General features: G+C 70.4%; 8 protein-coding genes and 7 tRNA genes. 12 read left to right on the top strand and 3 right to left on the bottom strand.

What is annotated here, in order from left to right:
• The first annotated feature begins 263 nt into the window (after window positions 1-263).
• The 9 genes from IEY69_RS00450 (at window position 264) to IEY69_RS00410 (ending at window position 4920) form a co-directional block, all read left to right on the top strand.
• Window positions 264-338 (top strand) — tRNA-Gly (locus IEY69_RS00450).
• A 342-nt stretch (window positions 339-680) separates the two neighbouring features.
• A tRNA-OTHER gene (locus IEY69_RS00445) sits at window positions 681-819 on the top strand.
• A gap of 21 nt (window positions 820-840) precedes the next feature.
• Window positions 841-984: transfer RNA gene (locus IEY69_RS00440), tRNA-OTHER, on the top strand.
• 9 nt (window positions 985-993) lie between these two features.
• Window positions 994-1113, top strand: a tRNA-OTHER gene (locus IEY69_RS00435).
• A gap of 141 nt (window positions 1114-1254) precedes the next feature.
• A tRNA-Arg gene (locus tag IEY69_RS00430) sits at window positions 1255-1330 on the top strand.
• Window positions 1331-1334: 4 nt separating this feature from the next.
• Window positions 1335-1409: transfer RNA gene (locus IEY69_RS00425), tRNA-Asn, on the top strand.
• A gap of 82 nt (window positions 1410-1491) precedes the next feature.
• A tRNA-His gene (locus IEY69_RS00420) sits at window positions 1492-1566 on the top strand.
• A gap of 116 nt (window positions 1567-1682) precedes the next feature.
• Window positions 1683-3293, top strand: coding sequence for an RNA-binding protein Rsr (rsr, locus tag IEY69_RS00415; RefSeq protein WP_229783514.1), 1611 nt, complete (start codon window positions 1683-1685; stop codon window positions 3291-3293).
• A 379-nt stretch (window positions 3294-3672) separates the two neighbouring features.
• The gene (locus tag IEY69_RS00410; protein ID WP_189071211.1) at window positions 3673-4920 is read left to right on the top strand and encodes a glycoside hydrolase family 16 protein; all 1248 of its coding nucleotides are present in this window, start codon (window positions 3673-3675) and stop codon (window positions 4918-4920) included.
• Between the two features lie 41 nt (window positions 4921-4961).
• On the opposite strand, the gene IEY69_RS00405 is transcribed toward IEY69_RS00410, so the two are convergent.
• Window positions 4962-5099: a hypothetical protein gene (locus tag IEY69_RS00405; protein ID WP_189071210.1), complete on the bottom strand. Its 138-nt coding sequence runs from the start codon at window positions 5097-5099 to the stop codon at window positions 4962-4964.
• A 568-nt stretch (window positions 5100-5667) separates the two neighbouring features.
• Between IEY69_RS00405 and IEY69_RS00400 the strand changes: the two genes are divergently transcribed.
• A complete protein-coding gene (locus IEY69_RS00400; protein WP_189071209.1) occupies window positions 5668-7008 on the top strand; it encodes an amidohydrolase family protein in 1341 nt (446 codons plus the stop codon).
• Between the two features lie 7 nt (window positions 7009-7015).
• Here IEY69_RS00400 and IEY69_RS00395 read toward each other — a convergent pair whose 3' ends face one another.
• Window positions 7016-7999 carry an acetamidase/formamidase family protein gene (locus tag IEY69_RS00395; protein ID WP_189071208.1) on the bottom strand — a complete coding sequence of 328 codons (984 nt, stop codon included), beginning with the start codon at window positions 7997-7999 and terminating at the stop codon, window positions 7016-7018.
• A gap of 64 nt (window positions 8000-8063) precedes the next feature.
• Window positions 8064-9821, bottom strand: a complete 1758-nt coding sequence (locus tag IEY69_RS00390) for a bifunctional metallophosphatase/5'-nucleotidase (RefSeq protein ID WP_189071207.1) — start codon at window positions 9819-9821, stop codon at window positions 8064-8066.
• Between the two features lie 93 nt (window positions 9822-9914).
• On the opposite strand from IEY69_RS00390, the gene murF reads away from it, so the two are divergent.
• Window positions 9915-11240, top strand: a complete 1326-nt coding sequence (gene murF, locus IEY69_RS00385; protein ID WP_189071206.1) for a UDP-N-acetylmuramoyl-tripeptide--D-alanyl-D-alanine ligase — start codon at window positions 9915-9917, stop codon at window positions 11238-11240.
• Between the two features lie 103 nt (window positions 11241-11343).
• Entirely contained in the window at window positions 11344-12066 is a 723-nt protein-coding gene (locus tag IEY69_RS00380; protein WP_189071205.1) for a hypothetical protein, read from the top strand.
• The last annotated feature ends 291 nt before the right edge of the window (window positions 12067-12357 follow it).

Genomic DNA, 12357 nt, shown 5'->3' with positions numbered 1-12357 from the left:
ATGGCGTAGTCCGCCCGTACGCCATGCGGCGAATGCGGCCCACACGCGCTCCCCCGTAGACTGCGCGGCAGGTGAGGGCACCCCTCGCACCCGGCGCGGGCCGAACACCCAGGGTTCTCTTTGAAAAGGAACCACCCTGCGTGACCCACTTGTCCGCCGCCCTGCTTCACCGGTCGGGCCGAGGAAGGATCGGTTCTCTGGCGATGACCCTCACGGGTCCGGGTTCGACTCCCACGCCGACCTTCACCCCTTGCCCGCCCCACGCAGATGTCGTCCAGCAGTCAGGATGCCTCGTTGCCAACGAGGTGACGGTGGTGCAACTCCACCCGTCTGCTCCACACAGGCCCAACAGCACGGCAAATCCACGTCCAGAGGTCATCCCATGAACGCACTCCCGCTCCCCCTCCTTCCCGCTTCCAGCGCACAACTGAAGAACGCACGGCGAAACGGGCAGAAGCAGCGAGGGCCGTTCATGCCGGTCACCCGGGGTACGCCGCTGAAACGTCGAAATCCCCACCCTGTCCAGGCGCGAAATTTCTGGATGGGCGGCGACGGCGAGTCGCGGACGACTGTCCATCGGCTGCCTGACGGCAGGTGAGACTCGAATCTCACTCCATCCACCACATCGGTTGAAATGAGCAGCCAGCCCCTGAGGAGCACCCCGGGGGGGGTATCAGTACGCGGCGGGTAGCTCAGCTGGCAGAGCATCTGACTGCCTTCACGGGCATCCTCTTCCCCACCCTCTTGTCCGCCCGGCGGGCCGTTCGGGGAAGGTGATCTTCATCAGACGGTCGCGGGTTCGATGCCCGCTCCGCCGCACCCATCTGCAAGTCCACCGTGGGGACGGTGGCGGAACTGGTCGACGCACATGTCGCCCCTCTGCGGGCGTTCCTTCACCACCTCTTGCCCTTCAGGGCCGATGCGTGAAGGTTCTCTGGAACATGCAACCGAGAGGTTCTGCGGGTTCGAGTCCCGCCCGTCCCCCACAAGCCTGGAACGGTAGCTCAGTGGCAGAGCACTGTTGCCTGCGCGTCCCTTGCCCCGCCGGGGCCGAAGCGTCAGGCTCATCGACTTCGGATCGAGAGGTCGTGGGTTCGAATCCCACCCGTTCCAACACCCTACGCGGCGTCCGTCTGTTCCGCTGACGGATCGGAAGACACCGACCCGCCAGCTTCACGCGCGGACGCCTCCTTCTCTCCTTCTCGCTCCGCTTGAATGGCGCGGTTGTGCCAAACCAACCGCCGGAGTCCACCTGAACCGGTCGCTCAGCTGGAAGAGCACCCCGCTACGAACGGGGAGGTCGCAGGTTCGAGTCCTGCCCGGTTCACCACCATTCCGGGATAGCTCAGTGGCAGAGCGCCTGCCTGTTAAGCAGGACGTCGCAGGTTCGATCCCTGCTCCCGGAGCCACCCCTGCCGGCCATCTGGCCGTCAGTCAACCAGACCGTCAGTGCAGGCCGGGTGACCGGCGCGGGGAGGAACGTGCGCTGTGGAGGGTGTGGTGTAGAGGCTGCACGCCGCCCTGTGGAGGCGGAAGTTCTGGGTTCGATTCCCGCCACCCTCCCCAACCGTGTGCCGCGCCCCCTGGGCCATCCCGCGTGGATGCCCGGGGCGGCCAGTTCACCTGTTCGCGCCCGGCGATTCCGGGTGTCCCCTGCCGCCCTGTCGAAGAAGGAGGGCCGAATGCCCATGAAGAACCTGCTGAATGCCATCAACCCCCTGAACCGCCCGCAGACGGAGCGTCTGGACGCCCGTCAGGTCGTCAACAACGCCGGAGGCTTCGTGTACGCCGTGTCGGACGAGGCGCGCCTGACGCGCTTCCTGATCCTGGGCACGGACGGCGGGACGTTCTACGCGTCCGAGCGGGCGCACACGGTGCAGGCGACCGAGTTCGTGCGGACGTTCGTGCAGGTGGACGCGGCGCGGGCGCTGGCGGTGACGCTGGCCGTCGTGCGGGAGGGCCGCGCGCCGAAGGCGGACCCGGCGCTGCTGGTGCTGGCGCTGATCGCGAAGACCGCCCCGGACGCCGAGCACCGCCGGGCCGCGTGGGCGGCGCTGCCGGAGGTGGCACGCACGGGCACGATGCTGCTGCACTTCCTGGCGTTCGCGGACGCGCTGGGCGGCTGGGGTCGCCTGACGCGCCGGGGCGTGGCGAACGTGTACGAATCGGTGGACGTGGCGCGGCTGGCGCTGTGGGCCGTGAAGTACAAGTCGCGGGACGGCTGGAGTCAGGCGGACGCGCTGCGCCTGAGCCACCCGAAAGTGGCGGACGCCGGGCGGAACGCCATCCTGAAGTTCATGGTGGACGGTGTGCTGCCGGACCTGGACGGCGTGAGTGAACCGGCCCTGCGGGTGATCGAGGGGCACCTGCGCGTGCAGGGCGTCACTTCCGACGCGGCGGCGGCGGCCCTGATGCGCGAGTCCGGCCTGCCGATCGAGGCGGTCCCGACGCACCTGCGCGGCGCGGAGGTCTACCGCGCGGCGATGGACACGAATGGCCTGACGTGGCTGCTGCGGAACCTGGGGAACCTGGGCCGCGTGGGCGTCCTGAGCGTGAACGACCGCGAGGTGATCCGCGCCGTCACGAGCCGCGTGACGGATCCGGAGGCGCTGCGGCGCGGGCGGATTCACCCGCTGGACGTGCTGAAGGCGCGACTGGTGTACGCGCAGGGCCGCGGCGTGAAGGGCCGGGGCGAGTGGCTGGCCGTGCCGAAGGTCGTGGACGCCCTGGAGGACGCGTTCCACCTGTCGTTCGGGAACGTGCGTGCGGCGGGCACGCGGCACCTGCTGGGTCTGGACGTATCAGGCAGCATGACCTGCGGCGTGGTGGGCGGCGTGCCGGGACTGAGCCCGAACATGGCCGCGGCAGCGATGAGTCTGGTGGCGCTGCGCACCGAACCGGACGCCCTGACGATGGGCTTCGCGGACTCGTTCCGTCCGCTGGGCATCACGGCGCGGGACACGCTCGACGGCGCGATGCGCAAGGCGCAGAGCCACAGCTTCGGCGCGACCGACTGCGCCCTGCCGATGCTGTGGGCCGCGAAGGCGAAGGTGCAGGTGGAGACGTTCGTGGTGTACACCGACAACGAGACTTGGGCCGGGAAGGTCCACCCGACCGCCGCGCTGGACGCGTACCGGCAGACGATGGGGATCCCCGCGCGCCTGATCGTGGTGGGGCTGACAGCCACGGGATTCAGCATCGCGGACCCCGACCGTGCGGACATGCTGGACGTGGTGGGCTTCGACTCGGCCGCGCCGGGCGTGATGGCAGACTTCGCCCGCGGCGGGCTGTAGCGCGAGTGGAGCGGGGCGTGGAGGTGGTCTTGCTCCGGCGCCCCGGTCTTCGGTGGTGTCTGGAAGGAGGTGGCTGGCCAGACCCCAGGGGCCGCGCTGCCCGCCGGTGCCCATTCCATGGAGGAGCCGACGGCACGCCCCCGTTCCATGTTCGCCTCCTGCTGTGTCCAGGACCTGCTGCGCTTGATCCAGAGGAATGGGGGCTTCCATCCATCCCTCTGGATGCTGCTGTGATGGGGCGCCTCTCAGGGGGTTGAAAACGCTTTCACCTCTTGTTAGGGTGAGGTATTCCACAGTTCACCGGGTGACCCGCACCCGTCCTCAGGTCGTACCCTGCACGACGCTGAGCGGGAGCCGGTGGCCCAGCCGGAGGTCCGTCATGCACCGTTTCCCCTTCCTCGCCGCCACCCTCGCCCTGACCCTCGCCGCCTGCACGCAGACACCCCAGCCCGTCACCGCAGCTGCCGCTCCCACCCTGACCGCCCAGGCCACCTGGAGCCTCGTGTACGCCGACGAGTTCAACGGCACCTCCCTGGACACCAGCCGGTGGATCGCGGTGAACGGCCCCGCGAACATCAACAGCGAACTGCAGTACTACACCCCCGAGGACGTGTACGTGCAGAACGGCAGCCTGGTCCTGCGCACCCAGAAACGCTCCTTCGGCGGGCGCGGGTACTCGTCCGGCGAGGTCCGCAGCGGCAACAACGTGACCGTCACGCGCGGCAGTGCCGTCGAGTGTCGCACGAAGATCCCCAGGGGCAAGGGCATCTGGCCTGCGAACTGGCTGGTCAGCACCGCCTGCGACGGCATCAACGGCTGCGGTTCAGCGTGGCCGCCCGAGATCGACGTGATGGAGGTGCGTGGCTCCCAGCCGACCGTGAACCTCATGACGCACTGGTGGGGCAGCTATCCCAACCAGGCGTCCCAGACGAGCACGTACACCGGCCCGGACCTCAGTCAGGCGTTCCACACGTACCGCGTGGAGTGGCTGGGCGACAGCATCACGTTCTACGTGGACGGCGTGCAGCGCGCCCGCCACACCGCGAATGTCACGAGCGGCACCATGCAGCTGGTCATGAACACCGCCGTGGGCGGCATGTTCGACGGGAATCCGGATGGCAGCACGACCTTCCCGCAGTACCAGTACGTGGACTACGTGCGCGTGTACCGCGACACGGGCGGCAGCACCGGCCCGGGGCCGAACCTCGTCACGAACGGTACCTTCGACGGGGGCCTGAACGGCTGGGGCGTGTGGTCCCCGAACAACGCCTTCCAGGGCACGGCGTTCGCCGAGACGTACGGTGGCCGCAACGGCATGCACGGCACCGAGTACAGCGCCGCGCCGTACGAGGTGCACACGTACCAGATCAGGACCGGGCTGGCGAGCGGGAACTACACCCTGCGCGCCTGGGTGCGCTCCACCGGCGGCCAGAGCGTCGGCGAGATGCTCGTCAAGAACTTCGGCGGCACGCAGCGCAGCCTCGATATCCGGGGGTACACGAACTGGACTCAGGTGAGCATCCCCAACGTGAACGTCACGAATGGGCAGGCGGAGATCGGCTTCCACACGGCCGCCGGGGCGTACCAGTACCTCTACTTCGACGACGTGGAGTTCTTCAGGCAGTAACCCTGCTGACCATGTTTCCAGACTGGGGCCAGCGCTGATCGTCAGCGGTGCAGGCCCCGGAGTTCGTCCTCGTTCAGCGGGGCCAGTCCCAGGCGCAGCAGCACGGGCTGGCCCGCGCCGTCGTTGGCGGCGGTGAAGTCCGCGACCTTGCGCATCAGGAGGATCAGGTCGCGCTGCACCTCGGTCACCTGAGCGGCGGTCAGGCGGGCCGAGGGGGTTCGCCGGGGGGCCCTGCCAGCCGTCCAGCGGGCTGAGCCGCCGGGCTGTGCGGGGTCCCTCCAGCACCGCGAACCCCGGCGCGTCCGGCGTGGCGTACACGCGCAGGCCCCAGCCGGGAGCGAAGTCGCTCAGGGCGCGGCGGAATTCTCGCCCCGCCGCGTGGTGAAACAGGGTGTCCAGCGCAGCCGCCTGCGCGTCCGGCGGGGGCAGGTGCCGGGCGTCCACAAACAGGTCGTCGGCACAGGCGCGGTACACCTTCACGGGCCGTCCGGCACGGGCCTCCTCGCGGAGCACGCGCAGCAGGCCAGCCCGCGTGAGGGCCTGCACGTCCCGGTGCACCACGCGGAGGTCCAGCCCTGCCCCACGCGCCGCACCCGCCACGGTCTGCTCGCGACCCAGAAATGCGCCCAGCACCCGGCGGGTCCGGTCGTGCGCCAGCAGGGTCACGGCAGCCGGGTCGGTCACCTCGCACGGGCTACTCACAGCAGAGCCTGCCATGGTGAGTAGCCTACCCGTGAAGCTGGCTCCATGCCCACCTTCACCCTGCCGGACCTGCCCGACCTCTCCCCCAGCACGCCGGTCCTGTGGCGGGGCCGCGTGTGGACCGGCGTGCAGGACACCCCGCTAGACGACGGCGCGGTCCTCACCCGCGCGGGGCGGATCGAGGCAGTCGGCCCCGCCGCACGGCTGACCATTCCGGAGGACGCCGTGACCGTGCAGACGGCGGGCACGATCCTGCCGGGACTGATCGACCCGCATGTGCACGCCCGGCCGGGGTACCTGCCGTGGTTCGTGGCGGCGGGCGTGACGACCGTGCGGGACGCCTGCAACTCGCTGGAGATGGTCGCGGCGCTGCTGAACCCGGCGGGGCTCGCGCCGCGCGTGCTGCCCTCGGGGCCACTGCTGGACGGTCCGGACGCCTTCTTCCGCCAGTTCGGGCCCGGCGCGGTGCATGAACCGGGCGACGGGCAGGAGCGTAGTGCCGGGGCGCTGATCGTCCGCACGCCCGCGCAGGCGGAACGCGCCGTGGCATTCCTGGCCGGTCAGGGCGTGACGCACCTCAAGCTGTACGAGGCGCTGGCACCGGACGTCTACGCGGCGGCCACGCGCGCCGCCGCCCGGCTGAACCTGCCGGTCATGACCGACCTGGGCATGCTCACCACGCGCGGACGCGCGGCGCAGGTGGACGCCCGGCAGGCCCTGGCGCTGGGCGTGCGGTCCATCGAGCATGCCAGCGGGTTCGCCCTGGCTGCGGCCCGCGCGGGCTTTGACCCGGCGGGCGCACTACCCACGGACCTACTCGATGAACTGGCCGCGTTGACCGTGCAGGCGGGAACGGCCCTCGTGCCGACGCTGAGCGTGTTCGCGCCGCTGGCGACGGACACCCCACTGGATCAGTGTGACCTGCCGCTCGCCGCTCAGGGTGGGCCTCTGCGCGAGAGCCTGGACGCCCAGTGGCACGCCGTGCACGCGGGCACCCGACCCATCCGCGCGCTGGCAGAGGCAGACGGGCGACTGGCCGCGCAGCTCGCCGTGCGGGTCGCCCGGCTGGGCGGGCAGGTCGGGGCGGGCACCGACACCCCGGCGGGCGCGTTCACCCTGCCCGGCGGGAGCCTGCACGCGGAACTGGAGCGGCTGGTGCAGACGGGCCTCACCCCGGCGCAGGCCCTGCGTGCCGCGACGGGATCGGCGGCCGACATCCTGGGCCGCCCCGATCTGGGCCGCGTGCAGCCCGGCGCGGTCGCGGACCTGCTGGTCGTGGCGGGCGATCCCACGACCGACGTCCGCGCCACCCGTGACGTCCGGCTGGTCGTGCAGGGCGGTCGGCCCCTGACCCCGGCGGCCCTGCGCGGCGCGCTGGGGGCGTGAGGGCTGTTCAGCCCTCCAAGAAGATGTCCAGGGGCAGGAACGCGCTGACGGTGTAGTGGGGGGCGTCCACGATCTGGCTGATCTTCAGGTCCACGCAGGCGCTGGCGAGAACGTAGGCGTCTTCCAGGCTCAGGCCCCGCGCTTGCAGGCGGCGCAGGCCAGCGCGCAGGGCGATGCGGGCGGCTTCCATCAGGTCGGGGTGGTGGCCAGTGGTGGCGTGCCACTGGCGGCTGTGGCCGCCGCCGGTGAGCGTGGTGAATTCCGGGGTGGTGATCCCGGCGTCCTTCTCGACGTGGACGCGCAGGGTCAGCTGGCCGCCGGTTTCGATGCCGGTGCCGCTCACCTCGCCGTCGCCCTGCGCAGCGTGCAGGTCCCCGGCGGACAGCAGCGCGCCGGACACCTCGACCGGGAGCCACAGGGTGCTGCCCGCCACGAGCTGCCGGACGTCCATGTTCCCGCCGACGTGCCGGGGCGGCGCGGTGGGGTGAGGTCCCGGAGTGCCGGGCGCGACGCCGATCACGCCGGGGAACGGTGCGAGGGGCACGCGGATGCCGGGCCTGAAATCCGCGTGCGTTCCGGCGCGCAGGTCCCACAGGTGCGTGTGAGGGCGCAGGCCCTCGGCGGCCAGGGCGGCGTCGAGCAGGCCGATGCCGTCCGGGCGGCAGCCGGTCCAGCCCCACGCGGCGGTGCGGACCTCGAGAATCTCGATGCGCAGGGCGTCGCCGGGCTGCGCGCCGTCCACGTACACCGGGCCGGTCAGAGGATGCCCGCGCGGGCCGCTCAGGGGGTCGCGGGCGTCCGCGAGGATCAGGGCGCGCAGGTCCTCCGGGGCGCTCAGATCGCCGCTCGCGACACGGCGGGCCACGCCGCCGCCGGAGGCGTCCAGGGTATCCAGCGTGACGGTGTCCCCGCTGGCGACGGTCAGGGCGGGAGGAAGGGCGTGGTCCCAGACGGTGTGCAGGGCGTCCAGAGTCAGGTGGTGGCGGGTCACGGGGTCAGGGTAAAGCACAGCCCGCCCCGGCGCGTCAGCCAGGGCGGGCAGGGAGCAGGTCAGATCAGAGCTTGATGATGCGGCCCTTGACGACGTTCTTCAGGCTGGGGCCGAACGCCTTCAGGTACTTGCTGAGGACGTCGGTGTCGCTCAGGCCGGGCAGCTGGGTGACGTTCGTGGCGCTCTTGAACACGCTGAAGTTGTCGCCGCCGCCCGCCAGGAAGTTGTTCGTGGCGACGCGGTAGGTGGCGGTCGCGCTGATGGGCGTGCCGTTCAGGGTGATGTCGGCGATGTTCACGCGCTGACCGTCGGGGTTGCTCAGCGTGTACTTGTAGCTGAAGCCTTCAGACACCTGGAGCAGCTTGTTGGCGGTCGCGTTCCCGCCGCTCCACTGCTGCTCCAGCAGGTCCTTGATCTGCTGGCCGGTCAGGGTCACGACCGTGGTGGTGTTGCCGAAGGGGTGCACGGCGAACACGTCACCGAAGGTCACGGCGTTGCCGGGGTTGACGGTGCCGGGCAGGTCCTTGCGGATGCCGCCGGGGTTCATCAGGCCGATCTGGGCGCCCTGGTCCTTCGTGGCGTACAGCAGGGCGTCGGCAATGACGTCGCCGAGCGCGGATTCGATCTTCCGGTCCTCGGCGCCGTTGGTGTAGCCGCGGCGGATCTGCTGATCGCCCAGCGTGGCGATCTGCACGCTGCTGATCGCGGTCACCTTCGCGTTCGCCTTGTTCAGGATGGTGGTCATGCTGGCGTCCAGCGTGCCGTTGGCCTTGCGGGCGTCGTAGTTCACGACGAGGTTCGCCGCCTTGACTTCCATCACGCGGTGGTTGGCCTTGTCGACCACCAGGTCGAGCCGCTGGAGCAGGTGACCGTACTGTTCACCCTGGATGACGATGCGGTCCTTGCCGGTGGGGTCGGGCACCAGGCAGTTATAGCCCTGGTGGCTGTGGCCGCTGATGATGGCGCTGACGGCCGGGTCGACGCGCTTGGCGATGTCGACAATGGGCGTCTTCTCATCCAGGACCTTGCACCCAACGGTGCTGTAATTCACGTCTTTGTTGATGTCGTTACCTGCGGCGTCTTTCCGCACAATGTCGCCGCCCTCGTGGATCAGCATGATGATCGCGTCGGGTTTCTTGGCCTTGATCTCGGGGATGTACCTGTTCACGGCGGCCGCTTCGTCGGTGAAGTTCAGCATCTTCACGCCGTCGGGGGACACGATGCCGGGCGTGGTTTTGGTGACGGCGCCCACGAAGGCGATCTTCAGGCCGTTGATGTCCTGGATGATGTAGGGCGCGAAGGGCATTCCGGTCTTGCCGGAGGCAGCGTTGTACGTGACGTTGGCGCCGATCCACTTGAAGGTCGCGCCGGTGTAGGTGGGTTCGTACTGGCAGGCTTTGGCGGCGTCGTTGCTGTTGCATCCACCGTTCTGCATACGCAGCAGTTCGTCGAGGCCCTGGTCGAACTCGTGGTTGCCGAGCGCGCTGACTTTCATGCCCATGCTGTTCAGGGCGTACACGGCGGGTTCGTCGCGCAGCAGGCCACTGTTGATGGGGCTTGCACCGATCAGGTCGCCGCCGCCCACGAAGATGGTGTTCGGGTTGGTTTTGCGGGCGTCGCTGATTTCGGCGGCGATGGCTTCAATACCACCGGCTTTGATCGTCTTTCCGTCGACAGGGGTGAAGTCGCTCTGGGCGAGGTTGCCGTGGAAGTCGTTCAGACCCAGGATGGTGACGTTGGCGGGGACCGGGGTGAGGGGACCGGTGGTGCAGGCGGTCAGGCCCAGCGCAACGGTCAGCAGGAGAACAGGCATGGTTTTCATAAGACCTGCATGGTCTACTCACGGTGGGGCGGGACTTGATGTGCTGGCGGTCAGTGCCGGACCGGGGTCCGCCGGGGTGTTAGCCTGCCCATCATGCTGGACCCGCATCTGCCCCTGCCGTTTCAGGCCACTGTTCACCCGGAGGCCCGCGCGGCGCGGCGCCTGACCTGGGATTCACGCGAGGCGTCGCCCGACGTGGCGTTCGTGGCGCTGCCCGGCGAGCGGATGCACGGGAATGCGTTCGTGGAGCAGGCGCTGGCGGCGGGGGCGCCGTTCGTCCTGACGGATCTGGACGTGCCGCGCGCCGTGCGGGTGCCGGAGGCGCAGGCGGCGCTGTTCGCATGGGCGCGGGCGGAGCGCGCGTACGCCCCGCTGGTGGTGGGCGTCACCGGCAGCGCCGGGAAGACCACCGCGAAAAGTTACGTGGCGGCCGCGCTGGACGCGCTGTTCATGCCGGTGTTCAACACCATGCCCGCCATTGCCTGTTTCCTGATCGAGTTCGGTCGGTCGGGCCGGCCGCTGGTGGTCGAGATGGGCATCGACCGGGTCGGGGAGATGGCTGAACTGGTGGATCTGGTCCGCCCGGACGTGGGCGTCGTCACGACCATCGGCCCGGCGCACCTGGAGCAGCTGGGCAGTATCGAGGGCATCGCGCGGGAGAAGGGCGTGATCCTGATGGACGGGCCGGGGCAGGCTGTGCGGGGTCTGGTCGGCGAGCAGGCCTCGGCCTACTACCCGGGCGTGGACAGCTACGGCTTCGGGACCGTGACGCACGCCGGGCAGAACCTGACGGTGTCGCCGCAGGGCGCGTCGTTCACGTTCGAGGGGGTGCCGGTGGTGCTGCCGCTGGCCGCTCGGGTGCAGGCCGAGGCGGCGGTGCTGGCCCTCACGCTGGCGCGGGACGCGCAGCTGGACCTCTCAGAGGCGGCCGGGAGGCTCGCGGCGGTCAGCGTGCCCGGCGGCCGGTACCGGGTGCACCCGGGGCGCTTCACGGTGATTGACGACGCGTACAACGCCTCGCCCGTGGCGGTACGCGCGGCGCTGGACGCCCTGCACGGGTGGGGGCAGCCGGGCGGGCAGGGGCGGCGCATCAGCGTGCTGGGCCGCATGCTGGAACTCGGCCCGACCGAGCGGGCCCTGCATGCCGAGGTGGGCGCGTACGCCCGGGAACGCGCGGACCTGACGTTCGGGGTGGGGGCCTTCGCCGCCGAGCTGGGCGAACGGGCGGTCGCGACCGTACCGGAGCTGCTGTCGGCGCTGCTGGCCGAGGTCCGGGACGGGGACGTCGTTCTGGTGAAGGCCAGTCGCGGGATCAGCTGGACGCCCGAGCGGCGCGCGCAGGAGGGGGTGGGTCTGGACGTGGTCGTGCAGGCTCTCCTGGAACGGGCCGGCAGCCTGGACGACCGCCCAGGCACCTGAATCCTGGCGAAGCGTGTCCGTGGCCAGCTCGGGGGCGTGCCGCCAGAGGGGCGCCGGGGGCGGCCTTCATGCCGCTCAGGGACCGGCTGGGCAGAATACTGGGATGCGTGTCCTGCTGAGTGCCCTGCTTCTGAGTCTGACGGCGTGCGCGCCGTCCGTGACCACGGCTTCCCGCCCGGACGATGGTCTGAGGGCCGCGTTCAGCGAGGCCGGGGTCGCGTGGGTCGCGGCCGGACGGGCCTGCGTGGCCCGCGCTCCCTCCTTCCAGGTCAGCTGCCCGGCCGTGCCCCGCGCGGCAGATGTCGCGTGGCAGGCGGGGCAGGCCTGGGCAGGCGTGCCGTCGCTGGGGGTGATCGTGACACTGGACGGGGCGCCGCGGACGGTCACGGTGGGTCGGGTCGCGGCGCTCAGCGCCGGGCGGGTGTACCGGGAGAACGGCACGGCGGTCGATTACGCCGGGACTCCTGCGGCGGGCGTGCTGGGGACGCCGGCCGCAGCTCTCACCGGCGGCGACGGTCAGGAGTACGTGCTGCTGGACGGCCGGGTGGTCCGCGTCGCGGACGGCTGGGCGCTGCCAGGGGCGGCCTTCACGGTCCTGAACTGGCGGGCCGATGGCGTGCAGGGGGACCAGCAGTCACAGGTCGAGATCCCTGCCGGAACGTACCGGCTGACGGGGGACCACTTGGAGCGCCGGGACGCGGCGGGCGTGCTCAGGGGCCGGGTGCCGCACCCGCCGGGGCGACTGGGCATGGTGGGTGCCTGGCTGGTGACCGTCGACGCCCGTGGTGCCGTGCGGGTCTTCACTCCGGATCTCGCAGCCCGCTAGAACGGCATGGAGCGGGGGCCGGAGCCCGGCCCGGTTCCGATGGGCGGGCGGACCGGGAGGCGGCGCTCATCTGCTTCATGCCTTCGGCTCACGGGAGCGTGAGGAATTGGATGAAATACGGGCCTGACTTGTGGTGTACTAAAGCACCCCGTTCAAGAAGCCTTCATGTTCATGCACGGGGGGGTGACCGGGCTGCTCGTGTCGTGCCCACCAGGGTCCGGAGGCGGCAGCAGGTGACCGGAGTTGGAAGACGCCCGGCCGCGCCGTGCGCGTTTCAGGGAGTCAGGGTTG

The sequence above is a fragment of the Deinococcus sedimenti genome, assembly GCF_014648135.1.
In the GTDB taxonomy this organism is placed as follows: Bacteria; Deinococcota; Deinococci; order Deinococcales; family Deinococcaceae; genus Deinococcus; species Deinococcus sedimenti.
Note: the sequence above shows the minus strand (reverse complement) of the source record. Positions and strands in the feature narration are given on the sequence as shown.